The sequence below is a fragment of the Azospirillum baldaniorum genome, from assembly GCF_003119195.2.
GTDB classification, from domain to species: Bacteria; Pseudomonadota; Alphaproteobacteria; order Azospirillales; family Azospirillaceae; genus Azospirillum; species Azospirillum baldaniorum.
In genome coordinates, this window is record NZ_CP022254.1 from 436,584 (window position 1) to 455,983 (window position 19,400).

Annotated in this window: 13 protein-coding genes; 4 read left to right on the plus strand and 9 right to left on the minus strand. The window is 64.3% G+C overall.

Annotated elements, in window-relative coordinates; all coding sequences use genetic code 11:
- Positions 1-82: 82 nt before the first annotated feature.
- Positions 83-1,084 carry a sensor histidine kinase gene (locus Sp245p_RS16320; RefSeq protein ID WP_063958387.1) on the plus strand — a complete coding sequence of 334 codons (1,002 nt, stop codon included), beginning with the start codon at positions 83-85 and terminating at the stop codon, positions 1,082-1,084.
- A 47-nt stretch (positions 1,085-1,131) separates the two neighbouring features.
- Positions 1,132-2,094, plus strand: coding sequence for an acetyltransferase domain-containing protein (locus Sp245p_RS16325; RefSeq protein WP_014197184.1), 963 nt, complete (start codon positions 1,132-1,134; stop codon positions 2,092-2,094).
- A gap of 27 nt (positions 2,095-2,121) precedes the next feature.
- Here the strand turns inward: Sp245p_RS16325 and Sp245p_RS16330 are convergent, their stop codons facing one another.
- From Sp245p_RS16330 to Sp245p_RS16350, 6 genes are all read right to left on the minus strand, one after another.
- Positions 2,122-3,129 carry a YihY/virulence factor BrkB family protein gene (locus Sp245p_RS16330; RefSeq protein WP_014197185.1) on the minus strand — a complete coding sequence of 336 codons (1,008 nt, stop codon included), beginning with the start codon at positions 3,127-3,129 and terminating at the stop codon, positions 2,122-2,124.
- Positions 3,130-3,139: 10 nt separating this feature from the next.
- Positions 3,140-3,964 carry a ferritin family protein gene (locus Sp245p_RS16335; RefSeq protein WP_014197186.1) on the minus strand — a complete coding sequence of 275 codons (825 nt, stop codon included), beginning with the start codon at positions 3,962-3,964 and terminating at the stop codon, positions 3,140-3,142.
- A gap of 390 nt (positions 3,965-4,354) precedes the next feature.
- A complete protein-coding gene (locus tag Sp245p_RS36275) occupies positions 4,355-4,486 on the minus strand; it encodes a hypothetical protein (protein WP_014197187.1) in 132 nt (43 codons plus the stop codon).
- 23 nt (positions 4,487-4,509) lie between these two features.
- Positions 4,510-4,956 carry a lysozyme gene (locus Sp245p_RS16340; RefSeq protein ID WP_014197190.1) on the minus strand — a complete coding sequence of 149 codons (447 nt, stop codon included), beginning with the start codon at positions 4,954-4,956 and terminating at the stop codon, positions 4,510-4,512.
- The gene (locus Sp245p_RS16345; RefSeq protein ID WP_014197191.1) at positions 4,953-5,132 is read right to left on the minus strand and encodes a hypothetical protein; all 180 of its coding nucleotides are present in this window, start codon (positions 5,130-5,132) and stop codon (positions 4,953-4,955) included. Before Sp245p_RS16345 ends, Sp245p_RS16340 begins: the two co-directional genes overlap by 4 nt.
- Positions 5,133-5,214: 82 nt before the next feature.
- Positions 5,215-7,740: a tail fiber domain-containing protein gene (locus tag Sp245p_RS16350; protein ID WP_014197192.1), complete on the minus strand. Its 2,526-nt coding sequence runs from the start codon at positions 7,738-7,740 to the stop codon at positions 5,215-5,217.
- Positions 7,741-8,315: 575 nt separating this feature from the next.
- On the opposite strand from Sp245p_RS16350, the gene Sp245p_RS35765 reads away from it, so the two are divergent.
- Positions 8,316-9,116, plus strand: a complete 801-nt coding sequence (locus Sp245p_RS35765) for a calcium-binding protein (RefSeq protein WP_246119784.1) — start codon at positions 8,316-8,318, stop codon at positions 9,114-9,116.
- Between the two features lie 59 nt (positions 9,117-9,175).
- On the opposite strand, the gene Sp245p_RS16360 is transcribed toward Sp245p_RS35765, so the two are convergent.
- Both Sp245p_RS16360 and Sp245p_RS16365 read right to left on the minus strand, forming a co-directional pair.
- Complete coding sequence (locus Sp245p_RS16360) at positions 9,176-11,623, minus strand: hypothetical protein (protein WP_014197195.1); 2,448 nt, start codon at positions 11,621-11,623, stop codon at positions 9,176-9,178.
- Positions 11,620-14,517 (minus strand): hypothetical protein, encoded by a 2,898-nt coding sequence (locus Sp245p_RS16365; protein WP_014197196.1) that lies wholly within the window; start codon positions 14,515-14,517, stop codon positions 11,620-11,622. Before Sp245p_RS16365 ends, Sp245p_RS16360 begins: the two co-directional genes overlap by 4 nt.
- A 712-nt stretch (positions 14,518-15,229) precedes the next feature.
- Here Sp245p_RS16365 and Sp245p_RS16370 point away from each other — a divergent pair.
- Positions 15,230-16,381 carry a hypothetical protein gene (locus Sp245p_RS16370; protein ID WP_129557180.1) on the plus strand — a complete coding sequence of 384 codons (1,152 nt, stop codon included), beginning with the start codon at positions 15,230-15,232 and terminating at the stop codon, positions 16,379-16,381.
- A gap of 350 nt (positions 16,382-16,731) precedes the next feature.
- Here the strand turns inward: Sp245p_RS16370 and Sp245p_RS16375 are convergent, their stop codons facing one another.
- Positions 16,732-19,398, minus strand: a complete 2,667-nt coding sequence (locus Sp245p_RS16375) for a hypothetical protein (protein WP_014197201.1) — start codon at positions 19,396-19,398, stop codon at positions 16,732-16,734.
- Positions 19,399-19,400 lie beyond the last annotated feature (2 nt).

Consider the following 19,400-nt stretch of genomic DNA (forward strand, 5'->3'; position numbering starts at 1 on the left):
ATACGAATCTCCATATCGTAGTCGCTTCCCCCCGCGGACGGCAGCGTCCGTTCCCCGCTTTCGAAACGGACGACCGCCGCATATGACTCTTGCCCAGCTCACCCGATTGCGCGGGCACAAGGGTTTGGGGTTCATGTTCGCGCTGGCGACCTTTGCCGTCGCCATGGTGGCGCGCCTTGCCCTGGACGACCGGTTGCCGGCGGGGTTCCCCTTCCTGACCTTCTTCCCGGCGGTCATCGTCACCACCTTCCTGGCCGGGCTTTGGCCGGGCATCGTGACCGCACTGCTGAGCGGACTGGCCTCCTGGTATTTCTTCCTCGGCACCACCCAATCGCTCGACCTCGCGCCCGGCAGCGCACTGGCGCTTGGCTTCTTCGGGTTGGTCGTGGCGGTGGACATCGCCGTGATCCACACCATGAACGTGGCGCTGGAGCGGCTGGCGGAGGAGCGCAACCGCAGCGCCCGCCTGACCCAGCAGACCCAGGTGATGTTCAGCGAGCTTCAGCACCGCGTGTCCAACAACCTTCAACTCGCCTCCTCGCTGATCGCCATCCAGAAGTCCAAGGTCAAGGATCCGGAAGCCCGCCGTGCGCTGGAGGAGGCCGCGGGAAGGCTGTCCACATTGGGCCGTCTGCACCGCCGGCTCCACGCGCCCCATGACGGCCCGATGGATATGGAGCCGTTCCTGCGCGAACTGTGTCAGGACATCCTGAAGACCTCCGGGGCGGAACGGATCGACTGCACGGTCAGCGCCGCCGAGTCCGACCTGCCGCCGGACACCCTGATTCCGCTGGCCCTGATCCTCGCCGAACTGGTCAGCAACGCCCTGGAGCACGGTTTCCCCAATGGCGAGGCCGGGCGGATCGCCGTCGATTTGCGCGCCGATGACGGAGAGCTGGTGCTGACGGTGCGCGACGACGGGGCGGGACTTCCCGATGGCTTCACCCTGGCGCGCCCCTCCAGTCTCGGCCTGAAGATCGTCAGTTCGCTGGCCGCCCAGATCGGCGGAAGCTTCAGCATGACCGGATCGCGCGGACAGGGCACCACCGCCCGGTTGGTTCTTTCCCAGACCATGGCCTCCTGACGGGCGGCGGTGGACAGGGACGTGCCAATCCGGCAAAAGTCGCGCCCATGCCCATCCTCCCCACCTCATCCGCATCGGCGGCCTCGGCGACCACGACGGCGCGGCGCGTTGGCGTCATCGACACGGCGCGCGGTGTGGCCTTGCTCGCCATGGCCCTCTATCACGGCTCCTGGGACCTGACCTATCTCGGGCTGGCCGATTTCGACCTGTTCGGCGATCCGCTGTGGCTGGCCGCGCGCACCGGGATCCTCGGCAGCTTCCTGATCCTGTCGGGTCTCAGCCTCGTCCTGGCGGCGGAGGGCGGCATCGACCAGCGCCGTTTCCTGCGGCGCTTCGCCCTGCTTGTGCTGGCCGCAGGCGGCGTGTCGGCTGTGTCGATGGTCATGTTTCCGGACAGCCCGATCGTCTTCGGCGTGCTGCACCATATGGCGGTGGCCAGTCTGCTCGGCCTCGCCCTGCTGCGCCTACCCTGGCCTGTGCTTCTGCTGCTCGGCGTTGCGGTGATCGCGCTGGGTGAGACGGTCGCCCTTCCACTGTTCGATGAGCCCTGGCTGCGCTGGATCGGGTTGATGACCTTCGAGCCGCAATCGAACGACTATGTGCCGTTGTTCCCCTGGTTCGGCGGCTTCCTGTTCGGGATGGCGCTGGGGCGGCTGTGGCGTCCAGCCCCGACGAGGGCTCCGGGCGGAGCGGTCGGGCGCGGGTTTGCCTGGGCCGGCCGGCACAGCTTGGCGGTGTATCTCCTCCACCAGCCCGTGTTGTTCGGCTCGCTGTCCTTGCTGGCGATGGGGATTGGTGCCGACCCGGCGGACGTCCGCAGCTTCCAGACCTCCTGCGCGGCGACCTGCACCAGCAGTGGCGGCGAGGTGGCGCACTGCACCGCCACCTGCCGCTGCGTGGCCGACGATTTGAACCGGGCTGGCCTGTGGTCCGACTTCGTCCACGACCGGCTGAGCGCGGACGGCGCCCGCAAGGTCGACGGCGTCATTCAGAGCTGCGGCAGCCGCTGATCCGAAAAGCGCCGAGCGGGGGAAGCGCTACGCCCGGCGCTTCCCCACCGTGTCGGCGACATAGGCATCCCGATGCCCCATCGGCTTCGGGCCGCGCCCATCCTCTTCCGTGGTGTCGCGGGCGGTCTGATGTTCGATCTCCGCGTTCAGTTCCGCCCCCATCAGGATCACGTAGGAGGTCAGGTTGAACCACAGCAGCAGCACCACGCCCGCCCCGACCGACCCGTAGGTCTGGTTGTAGCTGCCGAAGTTCGAGACGTAGATCGAGAAGCCCACCGAGGCGATGATCCACAGCGCCGTGGCGATGGCCGATCCCCAGGTGACCCAGCGCCATTTCGGCTGCCGCCGGTCAGGGCCATAGCGATAGAGCACGGCGAGAGCCAGCACGATCGCCACCGCCAGGATGGGCCAGCGCGCAAGGCTGGCGGCCCAGCCGATCGGGGTATCCCGCAGGCCGAGGAAATTGATGGCCGCCGGCACCGCCACGATCAGCGCCAACGTCACGATCACGAAGACCAGACCGGCCAGCGTCAACACCAGCGACAGGCCGGCAAGCCGGATGAAGCTGCGCCGCTCCTCCTCACCGTAGGCGATGTTCAGCGCGGTGATCAGCGAGTTGGTGCCGCGCGACGCACTCCACAGCGTCAGGGCGAGACCGAACAGAACGCCGAAGCCCAGACCTTCCTGCGGCGCGGACGCCACGTTGCGCGCCTGATCACGCAGCACGTTCAGCGCCTCCGGCGGGAGCAGCCCGGCGAGTTGATTGACCTGCTGCTCCACCCCTGCCGGGTCGAAGACGAGGCCGTAGAGCGACACCAGTGCGGCGATGGCTGGGAAGATGGCGAACAGGGCGTAATAGGCCACCCCTGCCGCCACGATGGAGATGTTGTCCTTTCCCTGCTCCTCCCAGGTGCGCCAGAGAATGTCCTTCCAACCCGCCTTGGGAATGTCGGAGGGCTTGGCCGCCGACCGCCCCCGGCCCCCCATCTCGACGCGCGGATACTGGTTGCGGTGGCGACGGCTCAGCCCCAGCATGCCCCCTCCCTCACGCGACCGCTTCGCGCAGAGCGCCGACACGGTGGCGCACTGTCTCGATCTCATGGAAATGGGCCCCGACGATCACCGTCAGTTCCTCGGGCAGGTCATCGTGGAGGCTGTTGCGGAACAGACCCAACGTTCCCTCCACTCCGCTTTCCAACCCACGGAGCAGCCCTCCGCGCGTCCGCGCGCCCCCCAGTTCCGTGTCCAGGTCACGCCAGACCGCATGGACGGGAATCCGCAGATCCCGCCCACCACCGCGGCGCACCAGTTCCGCCTCCAGGGCGGCGGCGCTGCGATCGAACTGGCTGGCGACCTGGGTCAGCCGCGCCCTCAAATCGGGATCGTCCAGCACCATGTCAGCTTGGCGGAACCCGGTGGCTCCTTGGCGGCACGCGGCGACCAGGACGCTCAGCACATCCTGGATCGTCCCGTCGACGACCCGTCCCGTCGGCGTTCCGGAGGCGGTGGGTTCGACCTCCGGCGTGCGTGAGACGGTCCAGGCGAACCACAGGGCGCCCGCCGCCATCACGGCCAGCGGCCAGGGGTTGGAACGGATGGCACGGGCCATGCGCGACGGGTTGCCCTCCACCACGTCCCGCACCACCTCGATGACTCCCCCTGACATCTGGCCGGGCGACAGGCGGAACTCGATCTCGTCGAGAACCGCGTCCATGCGGCCACGGATGGCGTGGATGTCCTGCTCGATCTCGTCCGTCCCACGCCGGCCCTGCGGCGCTGCCGGGGCGTCGGATGTGGGTGTGGTGTTTGCTGTGTTGCCCGCCGCGACGCCGCCCATGGTGTCGGCATACGGATCGGTGGCTCGGTTCATGCCGGCGACTCCCCCTCTTGACGCTGCCGCCAAGCAACACCGGAAATTGGCCGAAGGTTCCGGCTTGCTCTCGGGGTGACACGAGGGATCGGCCATTTAAACAGGCCGCGACCGGGAGCAGTACCCCGTCATTTGCAAACCGCCACCGGCCGGTTTGCAGGGGGAATCTGAACGGATGCCCCGTTAAACCGCTAACCCATTGAGGGGAATGGTGATCCGGGTGGGACTCGAACCCACGACCACATGATTAAAAGTTGTCTGCAAATATTGTGAAATCAAAGCTGGTTTGCAGAATTCTGGAATTGAGACCCAACGTAAAACTGCCATTTCCCAAAGGTCTTGCAAACCGAAAAAGGAGGCCGCCCATCAGTGCGGCCTCTTCGCTTTTTCTCAGCCCCCGACGAACGCAAGGACCCATGGGAGCAGGCTGGTCCCGAAGAACTTGTCCACGGCGGCAGCAGCGGCGACGACGGCGACGATTCCCGCCACGGCGGCCAGCTTCTTGGTGGTCGGCAGCTTCATGATGTGCGCCCCTCCTTCGGGCGTCAGGTGGTCTCGAACAGGTCGGCCTCGGCGGCCCGGCGCCTCTTCAGGCCCGGAAGCTGCACCTTCTCGCCGTTGACCGTGGCATAGACCCAGCGTCCGAACTGGCCGGCGGCGCCTTCGTAGTCGCCCTGGTTCAGCAGGCGCAGCAGGGTCGAGGACTGCAGGGCGCCGGCCCCCAGGTTGAAGACGAAGGAAGCCAGGGCGCCGCGCTGCCGGTCGGAGAGCGGGACCTTCACCAGCTTGTCGACCTGTGCCGCAGCGGCGGCCATGTCGGCGCGCAGAAAGGTTTCAGCCTGAGCGGCGGTGATGGTCTGCCCCAGCTTCACCCCGGCGGTGCGTCCGTAGCCGATGGTCGGCACGCCGGCCGGGCACAGGTAGGCCTTCAGGTACAGGCTCTCGAAATGCCGGACGAGGGCCAGGGCGTCGGGGTGGATTGGCGCGGTCACAGCCCGTCCTCCCGGCTGTCGCGGCGCACCTGCCGACCCCAGCGCCAGACCAGGAACGCGATTCCGAGGAGCAGACTGACGGTGGTGAGGGCGGTGTTGACGTTGGTCAGCACTGGAGCCCATCCGGGCGCGGTCAGGCTGACGGCGATGGCCGTGCTGTCGGCGGGCTGCTGCACTTGCTATCTCCCATTGGCGAACGAGGGGAGGTTGCGCGGGGTAGCCCTGCCGAACCAACGCACGAGCGGACAGAGCCGCCGGTCAGCCGACCGAAGATGGCGGCTGGCTTTCCAGCGCCGCGACGCGCTGGGCCAGATCCGCTAAACCACCTTCCAGCCGGTCGGCCCGGCGACGTTGATAGGCGGCCTCCACGACGAAGCATTCGGTGTACCGGAGCCCCCAGCGCAGACCGAGCGGGCGCCGCTCGACCAGGACCTTGCGAGGGCCGTTCTCCGTCTCGCGGTCCTCGAAGACCTCCTCGAACACCTCGTCCCGGCACAGGAGCCCATACCGGAACCCGTCGATGCCTTTGGCCTCCAAGGCGGCGTGCACCTGCTGGGCAATGGCGCCCGAGTGGATACGGGCTGCGTCGCCCTTTTCGGCGACGGCATCGCGCATCCGGTAAAGGCACCACGACACGTCCGCCCATGCGTCCAGGAGGGCGTCATCTATCGGCGCACGGTCCTGCTTCTGCTCTTCGTCGGAAGTGTTGATGGTGCCGCTGTAGGCGTAGAGCTGGAGGAACAGGTTGCTCGGGCCACCAAGGTTGAATATGCCCGCCCCGTAGGGAAGGATATGCGCGTTCGGACGGATGTTCGTCGCCCCGATCTCCAACTGGTTTGTCACGCCAATGTAGAATTGATGGGTTGTTGCACTGCTCCCACTCTTGATTACTCGATAAACGGGGGTCGCCGTCGCGTAGTTATCAGTAACAAGCTCCAGCGTCAGGTCATTGTTGGAGTTGTTCCACCGTGCGAATTTCTGGTTCGCAGGAGCTGATGCGTCCACCAGATCGATCACCCTCGCAACACGCAACGGGGTGTTCAGCCGGTTCGGCTCTGCCTCAACAACACCGTCGTAGCTGTTGCCCAGGATCTCGGTCTTACTCACGACCAATCCATCGATCACGATGGGATCACCAACATTTTGGAAATAGTTGCCGATGATGCTCCCCGGTTCGGCCCCGGAACCGAACAGGACGCCCACTGAGCCGCTATAGAACTGATTGCCTTGAACGATGGCCGCGCCGTTGGCGATGAAGATGTTTGTGCTGGAGGCTGCCCAAATCCCTCCGAGGATGCGGACGCCGTTGTCCTGCAGGGTTCCGCCTGTGGTCTCCACATAGACACAGGTCGTCTGCGCAATCGCCGTGCAGTTGATCAGTGCGGCATAAGTCGTCGTCCCCGTAATCGAGTAGCCCCGCAGGCTCCCGGTGTTTGGGGCACCATAATCCGCCTGGCACCGGACGAACGACACGTTGGACACATTGCGCTGTGAGTAGTTGATGGCGTGCCCGTAGGAAAAGCAGTCGATGGCGGTGGACCAATCCGCCCCACCCACGTTGTCTGAACTGAACTCAATGCCCACGCCGGTGCGGCGAAGCGGGGCGTGAGAGCTATCGGAGCCGGCATGCACGCCGGGGGTGGTGGCGGTCATGAACGGCCACACATGAACCCGCTCCAGGCGGCAGATGTCGTACCCGCCCGAGATCAGGACGCCGGCTTGGCAGTCCACGCCACAATCGAGCACCTTGGTCCGAGCAAATCCCTTGCTGTCGATGCCAACCGAGTGACCGAGGACGAGGCACCCGCGGATGGTCACGTCTTCCCCAGCGCACTCGATGGCGACCCCGGAGAATTGCGAGACCAAGGTCGCCGCAGTGGCAACGTTGGGAACCGGCTGGACCAACCCGGCCCGGATCACCAGCAGGTCAACCACCCCTCCGTTGCCGCCGTGGCGCAGCGTCGCACCCGGCCCGAGCTTCACCTGCGCCCCGCGATCGTAATAGCTCTGGGTGGCGTTGTTGGTGACGCCCTGGTTGCCGCCAAGGCCCTCCAGCGTCCAATTTCTGGGGATGGTCACAGACGAGCCGAGGTAAAGCTTGGCATCCCAGGGGATGGTCAGCGTGCCGCCCTTGCGTGCCGTTGACGCGAAGAACAGGGCGAGAGCCGGAGCGTCGTCGTTCGCGCCGTTGGCCAAGCACCCCGCGTCGTAGATCGTGAGGCGTGTGCCCAGGTGCTGCGCCAGCGTGCGCGCTACAACACCGCGCTCAGCGGCGACGGGCACGGTCCCTGTGACGGCGACCTCCGGCGGCCCAGGGATCGCGACGAGGTTGCCTTCGCTGTCGAAGCCGAACAGCCTTCCGGCACGAAGGGACGCGGGCGGCAAGGCCACATTGACCGTCTTGTCGCCGTCGGGCAGCCGGAGGGACCGGTTCAGCTTGTCGTTCAGTTGCTGGTTGATGGCGGTCAGCCGATCGAGGTCGGTGTTCAGGACCGACACGCGCAGGGGGCCAGAATCCGGAAAGTCGCTCGTCCGCTTGATCGCCACGTCGCGCCAGATCGTGACGACGGTGTTTGCCGCAGGGGTGGCCAGGACCAGCGAACCGCCGGCGGACTGCCCGGCGCCAGTCACGCTGAAACCATCGCTCGCCAGCTCCAAGCCCCCGACGCTGCACCGAATGTCGGCGGCCGAGAAGAAGGGGAACGGAATCACGAAAGCCGTCTGTGGGGCGCCCACGTCGTAGCTGCGTCGCGGCTCGTTGTCGTCAATCTGGATGTGCGCCATGCCCTGCCCTCCTGTTCGGCGGCAGGATTGGAGCGGGGTTAAATTCGGGCCAACGCACCCCGGCGTAAGTAAGAGTGCCGATCAAAACCTGTATCAGTCCGAGCAAGATCAACGGCTTAAGTCCGTAGAGACAGGGTTTTGATCTGCGCTCTAAGGCCACCCGGTGAAGGGCGGCCCTGGTGCTCGCTGGACAGTCGCCATATTCAAGATGCTCCTATTCCTAGTGAATTTGGAGACAATGCGGCGGTTATGAGAGCACCACGACTGACATCACTAACCCAAAGTGTATTTTTTAGAGTCTGGTTAGCCATTTGCGCTGCAGTATCTGCAAGTTTGCAGACTTCAATAAGGGTTGCCAATGCGTAGTTTGACCCTTTGATCCACGTCAAACGCTCAGCCACGACTTAGGAATGGCTTTTATCACCACCAAACCAATCGGCAATGGACGCCACCCTCGTCATATCTTATTTTTCGGTTGTATAAACCAATGAATATAGCGATAATTTTTGCATATCTATGCGCATAGAGCCCCCCCAGTAGCCCAGAATGGCGCAAAAACACCACCGGAGGAAGAATTGGCAAAAACCGTATACGTTTCCGGATACTACAAAAAAGACGGAACATACGTGAAGGGTTACTATCGGACAGCTCCCGATGGCACAAAGGACAACAATTACTCCACCGTCGGAAATACAAATCCTTACACGGGCGAGGCTGGCACAAAACCAGGAGGACAAAACAGCACAAGTCCTTCCGGATCAAATAATTCCGGATCTTCAAACACAAGCACTGGCAGCAACGCAAGTGGTTCTGGTGGCGCAGGCTCCGCTTCTGGAATTAATCGTCGACTTTCCATTACGGTTAATGGTAACAGCCTAGAGACAGATATGTCTCCTTATGTGGGACCAGTAAGCGGCTTGCAAAACATGCATATTGGAACAGATGAAAACGAGGCAATGGCTGGAACTGAATTTGCCGATTTCATCAACTCCCTTGGTGGCAATGATGCAATTAATGGAGGAGGCGGCAATGATGTGCTTGATGGGGGAACCGGTTCGAATTTCCTAACAGGCGGCACCGGCGTGGACACATTCTTTATCGATGGTCGATCAGAAGGCGTTACATGGTCGACAATCACCGATCTTGAAAAAGGGGAATGGGTAACTGCTTGGGGTTGGAAGCAGGGAACATCGAAGTTGACTTGGGAAGAAATGAACGGCGCTGAAAACGCCAAGGGCGCAACAGCTCATATTGATTTAGATAACAATGGTACCGTCGATATGAGCATAACGTTCACTGGCAAAACATCCGGATCCCTTATCTCTGTTCCTGGTGAAGTGAACGGTTCAAGCTATCTCGCATTCATCCTTTCTTGATTTAAGGAGGGCTGGCGCCGCTACTACATGAGCGCCAGCCCTCCCAAGCCTGCCTTGGGTTACTGAGGCAGTGCAATCCCCAGATCAGGCGCACGGTCGGGAGCGCCCTGGCCCGGCCGCCACCAGAACCGTTGCCCATAGTCCTTGCGCGCCCGCTCCTCCATCCGCCGGAAGGACTGCCGGTATTCGGGATCGGCCAGGGACTGGATGGTGTCCATGGCGGCCCGATCCACCACAAGCCGCCAATACCACATGTTCGCGCCGGGGGTGTTCTGCCGCACGAAGCGGGCCACCTGAGAACCCATCGTTGCCGGTTCGCCCTCATAGAAGGCGCGGGCATTAGACGACAGCAGGCGAGGCACATCATTCAACGCCATGCCAAGGACTGGCCCAAGAGCCGTTGAAGCGAAATCCCGCCCGCTCCGATCCAGCGCGCTGACAAAGAAATCGCCGAAGATGCCCGCGCCACCGCCCTGCATCCACGCGGCGCCCCAGAACTTCGGGTCGTCCATCTGCCGCGGGTCCTTGCCGGTGACAATCTGGCGGGCCTGTATCGAGACGGCGCCGGCCAGGGTCAGCATGGCGGACAGGGCGGCAAGCTGCGCGACCTTCGAACCGTTGGCATCGATGAAGGCGCGGGCAAGGTGGGTCGTCGCCATGGTGATCGAGAACGATTTGAACAGCATCGCCGATCGGGCCATCTCGCCCATGAAGGTGCCGCGCTGCAGGCCGCCCGTGGTGAGCTGGCGCACCCGGGCATCCGGCTCCAACACCGCGAAGGCCCGCTCCTCGACGATCGCCTCCATGAGCCGCTCGCCAAGCTGGCGGTCGGAGACGTTGGCCGGGTCGAAGAAGCGGGCGCCCTCATGCTCCATCTGCGGCGCGGCACGGATCATGTCCCAATCCGCCGCGCTGAAGCCGTAGCGCTCGAGCATCTTCCGGAGCGGCGTGTCCACCTCCCCCAAGGGCTTCCCGGCGTTGTCGGCGACGTGCCCCATCATCTCCAGCATGAAGGCGTTCTTCATGCCGTTGGTCCAGGCGGACAGGCCCTGCGCCCGAACCACGAAGGAGGCCATGCGCCCGGTGATCCCCTGCCCCACGATCTCATCCGCGAACCGCTTGGAGCCGATGGCCGAATCCATGACGGCGCTCGACACGATGCCCATGCGCAGGGCGAACGCCCGATCCGCCTCGCTGGCCGGGTTGAGTTGCTTCAGGACGGAGCCCAGCAGCTTCACCGCCGGGACGCCGTTGGCCTTGGCCGCCCAGGTCGCCATGACGGAATCGGCGGGCACGGCGGAAACGAGCGCGGACCCCAGCTTGCTCGCGGTCATCCAGTTCCGGACGCCCCCGAAGATCGCCGCCGTCAGTTCGGACTGCGCGGCGCCCAGCCGGCCCGACAGCACGTCATAGGTCCGCCCGATCGCGGCGGCGCTCTCGACGGACCGCACCGGGTTCAGCCGGGCCAGCACGCCCATGTCCCTCGCACCCTCCGCCTTGTAAGCGGCCTCCTGGATCGCCCGGACCGTCGCGCCATGCTTCGGCCCGAGCACCTCCGTCAGGGCGATGTCGCGCGCCATGCCCTGCATGTGCCCGACCAGGAGGCCGAACAGGTCATTCCCGACGCCGAACTGGTCGTTGTAGGCCAGGAAGGCGTCCGCGTTCTGCCATTGGAAGACCCGGCGCTCGTTGTGCCGGCCGTAGGAACCGCCCTTGCCCGGCGGGGCCGGCAGCTCGGACAGGATGTTGTCCCCAGCCGTCTTGATGATCGTTGCCAGCTTCAATCCCGTGGCCGGGGCGCCCGTGTCGAAGTCGATCACCTGCAGGTCGCCGCGCTCCGCCGCCTGGATCAGGTGTTCGGTCCACGCCTCCCGGCCGATCTGGCGCACGCGCCGCGCGTCGGTCACCTGTGGGTGCCGCCAGTCGTCGCGCTTCACCAGATCGCCGCCGGCCCCGATGTAGCGGTCGGCGGCGAGCTCGCTGGCCTCGCGCCAGCTCTTGGCGAACGACGCCGCCTCCGCGTCGTTGGTCGACGTGCCGTGCATCTCGCGGATCACGTTCCGCATGCCCGCGGTGTTCTGCGTCAGCCCGGCGGCCTTGCTCCGGTAGGCGTTCAACCCGTCCGCCATCCGGCGCATGATCTGGCCAAGAACCACCTCCTGCCGGGCCTCGACATTGCTGAACGTCGCCTTGCCCCGCACGTCGCGGACGAGGACAGCCATACCGCCGGCGACAGCGCCGTCCGGGTGGGCCTGCACCTCGTCCATCACGCGCGCCACGGTCAGGATCTGCCGAGCCGTGCGCGCCTTCTCCCGCTCCGCCGCTTCCTTCATGATGCGGGCGGTCTCCGCGACTGCGGCGGACAAAGCCTTGTCCGGGGCCATCTCCGCGGCGTACCGGCCCTCCAGATCGCGGATGGTCCGCAGCGCCTTCTCCGCGGCGTCGCGCGACAACAATCCAGCCTCAACCCGACCGTCGAGGCACTTCTTGATGTCCAGATCCTTCATTCCGCTGCCACTCCGAAAGCACAAGCCGCGACCGTCGCGGCGTCGTTGATTGCCCGGTCCGCCTCGTCCATCAGGTCCATGGCGCTGCGCTTCAGCGCTACAACCTTTCCGGCCTCGTCCACGACCTCTTCCATGGGCACGTCGATTTCACGGCTGGCCAGCAGGCGGTTCACCTGCTGGAAAAGTGCGTCCTGCGTCTCCGGTGCGGCGGCCACCTCCTCCGCCGGGCGGGGCGATATTGGAATTCCAATATCGGTGGGAGCTTCCCCCGTCATCCGCTCGCCGCGCAGGATCTGCTCCGCGCTCAGCGGCTCCCCGAACAGGCGGTCGCCGCTCGTGTTCTTCGTCGCCTCGTCCAGATAGCCGCGCAGGAAATCCGCCACGCGCTGCCGGCCGGCGGGCTTGGACAGGTCGGCATCCCGGAACAGGGCACCCAGGAACAAGCGCGCGTTGCCCGGCAGGTCGTCGCCGAACAAGCCGCCCTGGTTCGCCAGCTCGGCAACCGCCCGGCCCTGGCCCCGCGCCTCCGCGACCATCCGCACAGCGGCCAGCAGGTCGGCGGTGGCGTCCATGTCCGGCGCCAGATCGCCGCGCGCCGCCGCGGCGCGGAGCTTCGCCCACGGCCCGGCCACGTCGAGGAGGGCGCCGCCGATGGCACGAATGTCGCTGTCGGCGTCCTCGATGATGCGCCCGATGATCCCCGCGTCGCCGTAGGCCCGCCCCAGCAGCGCGCCCTGCACGCGCTTGATCCCCTCCTGGTTCAGAGCGCCATCGGCGTCCACTAGGGCGCCACGTTCGGATGCAGGCAGCCGATCGAGGAAGCCGCGGGCGAAAGAGCGGTTGGAGGCCGCGCCAACGTCGCCGCTGGTGAGGCGTTCCATCACTGCGTCGTCCAAGTGGCGGGCGTCGGCGAGGGCCTGTTCGGTTGGTGACAGGCGCGCTGCGGTGGCGGCGTTGGCCTCGCGGGCGAAGGCGGCCCGGTCCACGTTGGTTCGGCGCACCGCGACCAACACAGGGTTCCGCATCTGCGCCGCTGCGGGATCCTGCTGCACCGCCCACGACCGGTAGCGGTCCGCTGCCTCCCCGCCCTGCTCATAGGCCCGGCGGATGGCGCCCACGCGCCCATTGCCGCTCTCAACCACGTTGTCCGGCCCAACAATGGGCGCACCGGTCGCGGCATCGGGGGAGCGGCCCAGGCGTTCCGGCTGGAGGTTCGCCGCTATGCCGGCAATCTGCGCCTGAGACGCGATGCGCGTCCGGTCGCGCGGCTGCAACTCGGCTGGAAACTGAGGATTTACGCCGCCTTGTGCGTCGTGCGAGGCGATGAGGGACTCGGCCTCGACCGCCCGGTATTCCACATCAACCGGCCTGCCGGACGGGGTATAGACGCGAGCCGAATTCGGGCCTACATTTTGACTGGCCGGCCCCGCGCGACCGTCGAGAGACGAGGGGTAAGGTTCCCGACCGGTATCCTGGAGAGGGCTCCCAACCTTCAAAGGGGATTCGGCGGCGGCCGGCTTCTCCCTCGACAGCGGCTTTTCGGCGCCGGATCGATCCGGGCGCTGGACGTAGATCGTAACAAGGCGCTCGGCGTCCCCCTCGGGCATTGGGGCGAGCGCATAGACCACGGTCCGCCCTTCCCGCTCGACGCGCCATTCCCGATTCCCTCGGCCCGACCCGGCGTCGGCCTCAAAACGGCGCAGCACATCTGGCAGGGCGATTACATCGTCGCGCGTGACGCGGAATTCTGGCGCTTCCGCCGCAGCCTCCTCGCCATGGCGCCAGATGACCTTTGCCAGCCCATACCCACGCTGCCCTTTCCAGCGGACCTGGATTTCCCCGTCCTTCTCCCGAACCGGTCCGCGCTCGACCAGCACCCGCTCAATATCGCTGGGGCGCAGTTCGACCAGCGGGTTGTCCGGCGCCCCCAGCGGAGCGGAGCGCACCTCGTCATAGGCCTCGCCAAGCTGCCGTGCCTCCCGCACGATGGCCTGCACATCCACCGAGCGCCCGGCTTCCATGTCCTGCGCGGCCTTCTGGAGCGCTCCGGCGTGCGCCTGCTCCGCAGCCACACCCGGCCCCAGCGGATTCGCCGCTCGCACTTCTTGGTCCCGCTCGGCGACGTTCAGGGCGTCCTGCACTTCGCGCGGCAGCTCGGAGCGGTTGCGGCCTCGCCACCAGTCCAGAGCGCCGCCGGCTGCCCTCAGCCCCCCGCCGATGATCGCGCCACCGGCCGCCGCCGCCGTGACGTTCCCGGCCGCTTCCGCCAGCCCGTACTGCGGGTCGACCTGCCGCTTGAACGGTGCCGTTCCGGCCTCGATCACGGCTTGCGACGTGGCGGCGATACCCGCCTCGATGGCAGCGGTCTTCAGGATGCCCGTGGCCGGCGGAGCGCCCGCGAACATGCTGGCGATGTTCAGAGGGTCGGTCATGGCGCCCGCGATGTCGCCCAGCAGGAAGCCGGCACCGCTGGCAAAGTCGCCCGGCTTGGCAGCCAGGGCATCGCGCTCTCCCTTGACCTTCTGCGCCTTCGCCACCGCCCCGGCCTGGATTTCCTCGTCCGCGGGATAGGCCAAATCCAAGTCGGGCCGCTCGGCCTTCAGGCTGTCGAAGCGCGCCCGGATGGACTTTTCCAGCGCATCGCGGTTCGGTCCGCGGGAGGCCGCCTCCGGGTTGGCGTAGACCTCCCCCGTGGCATCCTCCAGCCGGTCAAGCGCGGCCTGCACCACTTCGTGCCGGGCGCGCCACAGGGCGTCCGAATTGGCGTAGGCCCGCGTCTCCGCGAAAGCGGCGTGGTAGCTTTCCGAGAAGGAAGGCGGAATTTCAGCAACCGGGGCGGCCTGCGCCCGGCCCAGCGTGTCGGCGGTGTCGGTTCGGTACAGTCCAAGCAGCATGTGGCCCCTCCATCCCGCGCACTTCCGCACGGGTCAGAGGGGCCGCCCAACGCACGAAGCCGCGGCCGTGATGGCAGAACAGATCAAGGAGCGCTACCGAGCCACCTGCACGGCTCGACTTTAAGGTGTGGTATCCAATTGAGTTGCAGCTATTGCCGTTGCTTTTGTACTGCGGTAACCAGTACCGGCGTTGACGTCCAATCGGAACGGCCCCACTATCGGGCCTTGGAGGCGACGGGTGGCACCCCACCGCCTCCGCGCCCGGTCTTAGTTCAGAAGGTCAAGCAGATGCTTGGCGATCTCCAGAACAAGGACCAGAAGGGTGAGGGCTCGCTCAAGCATCCTCCTTCTCCTTCTAGTGCGTGGGCGGGCGGCGGCCACTCCGCCGCCCCGCTCCACACTCAAGCCATAGCGCACTGAAGACACTCTGAGGAGTCCAGCGTTGGGGCTGACGACGCCTCGAGACGCGAGGCGATAAAATCCTGGCAAATCTAAGAGAATGTCGGGAAACAGCTCCCTTTGATGCGGCGTTTTGCCGCACCCCTTTCGCTTCTGACACAGCCCTACGGCGCTTTCCGGCTGTAGCAAATCTGACTGATGTGCCCTTCTCGGATTATCAACACACGTCTCGACAACGAATTAGAGAGCCGATATAGATGTTTTGCGACAACCTCTTGCATCATTCAAACATACAAGCTCAGTAGGTGTTAAAGTGCCTCATGAAGCCTATGCATTAAAATTTGCTACAATTGCGATTCCGTTCATATTAACTGCAAGCTTCACCGCTGCAGCTAGAATGTATGGCCTAAAATCAATCCTGCCGACTCTAGTATCGATTGCATTATCTCTAGTTCTTATAACAGTAAACCAACGTCTGACGAATCCTGATAATTGGATTTTAATTGCTGTTATGGCTGCAGCAGGAGTTGCAGTAAGCATCACTGCTTTTATTGTGATGGATATATTTAAAAAGACAGAATCAACAGCAGCAAAGATAAGCTATTTTAGAGACAATAAGCAGTACATAGTTATATTATCTGCTTTTTCTATTGCTATCATTGTTACGCCTCTATTTTCAAGCTTGGCTGACTGGGTAGATCAAAAAGGGTTTTGGTTTGGTTTTTATCAATCGTGGACGGCAGGTTTGGTCACATTCATATTCCTTGGAATCGCTGGAATACTTGTATCTGTGTATCGACCATCACAGGATCAATTTAAGAGAAGAGTAAGCCATCTTTTTGATGTCAATGACACGGCAGCTATCGATCACCTCGCTTCTTCAGTGCAAAAAAATGGTTATTATGCTAAAACCGTAAAACGCACTTATACCATTGAAAACTATAGTCATGAACAAAAAGCTTATAAAATATCCATTACGCATGAGGCAGTCCATAAAAATTTCTTATGGGATGTAAGCGCGCCGGATCAAGCCACTATAAAACTTACGCTTACCGAAGAGGACAAGCTTAATCCACCGCTCGATTCCATGGGATCAATCATCTCTGTCAGGATTAATGATAACGAAAGACTAACAAGACCAGAACCAATCCCAGAACAAGGGATTGACAAGATCTGGCCATATACTATTCAAGCTGGAGGGGAAGGCCACATTAGGACAATACACTACTGCTATTATAAGGCTAACGAACCCCATTCTTTTGGGGTTAATCGGTTTGCCCGACACATCAAGTCGGAGATAATTTACAACTGTACGGATGATGGGGTCCCGGATATAACAATTAAAACTGGAAATTTAGTCAGAACCGAGCGTCTTGTTAGAGGGCATCCGATTGTTATGGCGGACGCGAAGGATTATGTGCCAGGCGCCGACGCGTTCGAGTTCACCCTGTCGGAACCAAACTAAATCGACGCATTCAGGTTGCTATTTGGCCCGCGTTTAACGATGTGTTATGATGTGCACGTTGAAATGACGTGTGTCACACGAACCACTTTCTGGAGGAGTATCGTAGTATGGCCATGATCAAAGAAACAGGCGTCTAAAGTTAGTTACCTTCAGACGCTTAATAAGAGGCGGGGGCAACCCCGCCTCTTTATTTTATACACTTGCCATAAAATTTCCTCTACACCTCACCTAACGCCTCAAAAAGGTTTGTAAGCATTGGGCATGCTTTCACAGGTATGTTCACGCTAAGAGGATGAGGAGGAAAAGGGGTGGCTCAGCCACCGCCCTTCTCCATCTGAATAGACCTTACCCTACTGCGCCACCTTCGCACTCAGGTCCAGAACGAAGGGCTGGCCGTCCGACTCACGCGCAAACCCGCCGCCAATCTCCACCATGTACCGGCCCGGCCCGGCATCGTGCAGAGAGGCCAGCCGCTTGAAGTCGGCGGCCGTGATCGGGGTTCCGCCACCGGTCAGCGCCCCGGCAAGGTCTTCGTCGGTCAGGCTGTCGATCAGCTTGGAGAAGCCGCTGTGATCCATCCCCGTCACGGGGGGGATGATCTTGCGGTTGGTCACGCTCCAAGCCGACCCGCCCCACTCCACCACGCCGCCGGTCACGTCGCGCAGGGCCTGAACCATGCGGGTGCTGTCCATGGCGCCGCTGAAGTCCTGCGCCGCGGCGGACAGGTCCGCGTAACGGGCCAGGGCCGCCCGCTCGATGGCGGACCGGGCCTGCGGCATGCTGGAGGCCGCGGTACCCAGGAAGTCGGCCACCTCGCTCCGCACGTCCTTATCCGGCGGGAGCATCTTCTTGTCCGCCTCGATGTGGCTTTGCCCGCGGATGATCGAGGTGCCCAGCTCGGGGTTCTGCCGGTAGATCATGCCCGCCGCCGCGAACACTGGGTTGTCACCCGCGACCTTCTCCAGCGTGGCGGTCAGGTGCTGGGCGTCGAGGGAGCGGGCCAGCGTGCCGACGAGACCGGCACGGGCCTTCGCGTCGCCCTGGTCCCACGCGGCCTTGAGCGTGGGCAGTTCGTCGGGCCGGAACACCGATTGAGGCCCCAAGCTGTACTGCTCGCTGGTCATCACGGCGGCGCGCTGACGGACGGACAGTGCCTGCACGGCGCCGGCGGGATCACCCCACGGAACCGGCGGTAGGGCCGGAACCACCCCACGTTCCACGGCGAGGCCCAGAGGGTCGCGCCTCAGCCCCTCGCGGGTGCTGTCCACCAGCTTGCGCAGGGCGACCAGCATCCCGGCGTCTTCCGGCCCCAGCCCCTGCGCACGCTCCTGCCGGTCCAGCGCGTCAACGGCGGCTTGCTGCTGCGCTGGGGTGGCGGGGCCAAGCCGCTCCACTGTGGAGGCCCGGTCAAGGCGCGTGGCGATGCGCTCAAGCAGGGGATAGTCCTTGGCGAGCGTGGCGCCCTTCATGATGGTTTCGACCGCGGCACGCGTGGGCTGGATGCCCTGGTTCAGCCCGGCCTCAACCTCCGACCACTGAGCGTGCGCCCGCTCGCCGGCCAGCTTGGCGACGCCGCTGAACAGCCGTGGGTCGAGGGCGGGGACGGCGGAGACCTTCTCGGCAGCCCAATCGCGCACGTCGCCCGCCGTCATGTCCTTCAGGAAGGGGTTCGCCTTGATCACATCCGGCCCGACCAGCATTTCCATGGGCCGGTCCTCGGGCGCCTTCAGCACAGTCGAAGCCCCGCCTGCCCCAAGGAAATGAGCGAGGTAGACCGATCCGTCGTCGGTGGGAAGCCCATTCGCGGCCAGGGCTGCACGGTTGTCGGAAGCGTAGGCGTCCGTCATGCGACGATGAAGGGAAAGCCGCTCCTCCTTCGTGCCGCTGTCGCGCAGCGCCAGCACCTGTTCATCTGTCTTGCCGGCGGCCAGTTCTGGCGCGTGCTTGCGCAGGGTGGACACCCACGTGCTGTTGCGGAATTGGCCCGGCCCGGCGGCTGTGCTGTTCGGGTTCTTGTCCGGCCCGGTCGGCGACCACTCCGCGCCGATGATCCGGTCGGCGAGGCCCAGCCCCATCGACGCGGTGATCTTCCCGGCCCGCTCGACAAGCTGGTCGAGGGGGAGGCTCCGCAGGTCCGCCAACAGCCCGGCGCGGACGTGGGTGGCGCGCAGGGCCGCCGCCTCTCGGGCGCCGCCGGCCGCCGTCAGGCGCGTTGCCACCTCCTCCACCGTTTCCGGCGGAACGTCCAGACCGGCAGTCAGGCTCGTGCCCAGCTCCCGTGCCGCTGCGCGCGCCTCCGTGAGGTCCGCCTTCCGCCCGCGCTCCATCTGCGCAATGTGGGAGTCCGCACGGTTCTCCAGCGCGATCCGCTGGGCAGGGCGCAGGCGCAGCTCCGGGTTCAGCAGTTCGCCGCGAATCCACTTCCGGGTGGCGTCGGCGCCGCGCTCGGCATAGGTCGGCGTGATCAGAGCCATGGCGTGTTCGCCGGCCGCCCGTCCGTCCAGATCCTCCAGCGCGATCGCGGCCTCGTCCTCCGCCAGCAGGCCAGACGACACCGCAGCGGCCAGCTTCGTCTGATGCTTCTGACGGGCCTCTTGGTACTCCGGCGTGCCGACGCGCCCGGCCATGGCCAACCCGATAACGTCGTCACCGGACTGCTTCAGCACCGCCGTGGTGGACTGCCGGGCCAACCGTTCGTCGCGGGAGTGCTTGGCGTTCAAGACCACGCCCAGACCCCGGTTCCCCTCCTCCTGCAGCATGAGGTCGAGCTGCTGGGCGAAGGGGCCGGGGGCACCCTTGATGACGCCCTTCCGGTAGCCGTCCCACTCGTTGCGGAAGGCATCGGGGTTCTCCCGGTGCTTGTCCTGAAGCTCCAGCAGCTTCGTCCGCGCCGCGACCTCGGTCTCGCCCAGGAAGGCGACGGCCTGGCGCTTTTGCTCCTGGACGGCGAAGCGCGTTGCCGTGTCGGTGATCTGGTTGCCGACTTGGCCCAGCGTGGCCCACAGGTCCATCGTCATGA

What these genes read in the sequence shown, in the direction of transcription:
- Sp245p_RS16320 (WP_063958387.1), top strand. Translation starts at nt 83, where the DNA reads ATGACTCTTGCCCAGCTCACCCGATTGCGCGGGCACAAGGGTTTGGGG.
- Sp245p_RS16325 (WP_014197184.1), top strand. Translation starts at nt 1,132, where the DNA reads ATGCCCATCCTCCCCACCTCATCCGCATCGGCGGCCTCGGCGACCACG.
- Sp245p_RS16330 (WP_014197185.1), bottom strand. Translation starts at nt 3,129, where the DNA reads ATGCTGGGGCTGAGCCGTCGCCACCGCAACCAGTATCCGCGCGTCGAG.
- Sp245p_RS16335 (WP_014197186.1), bottom strand. Translation starts at nt 3,964, where the DNA reads ATGAACCGAGCCACCGATCCGTATGCCGACACCATGGGCGGCGTCGCG.
- Sp245p_RS36275 (WP_014197187.1), bottom strand. Translation starts at nt 4,486, where the DNA reads ATGAAGCTGCCGACCACCAAGAAGCTGGCCGCCGTGGCGGGAATCGTC.
- Sp245p_RS16350 (WP_014197192.1), bottom strand. Translation starts at nt 7,740, where the DNA reads ATGGCGCACATCCAGATTGACGACAACGAGCCGCGACGCAGCTACGAC.
- Sp245p_RS16360 (WP_014197195.1), bottom strand. Translation starts at nt 11,623, where the DNA reads ATGAAGGATCTGGACATCAAGAAGTGCCTCGACGGTCGGGTTGAGGCT.
- Sp245p_RS16365 (WP_014197196.1), bottom strand. Translation starts at nt 14,517, where the DNA reads ATGCTGCTTGGACTGTACCGAACCGACACCGCCGACACGCTGGGCCGG.
- Sp245p_RS16375 (WP_014197201.1), bottom strand. Translation starts at nt 19,398, where the DNA reads ATGACGATGGACCTGTGGGCCACGCTGGGCCAAGTCGGCAACCAGATC.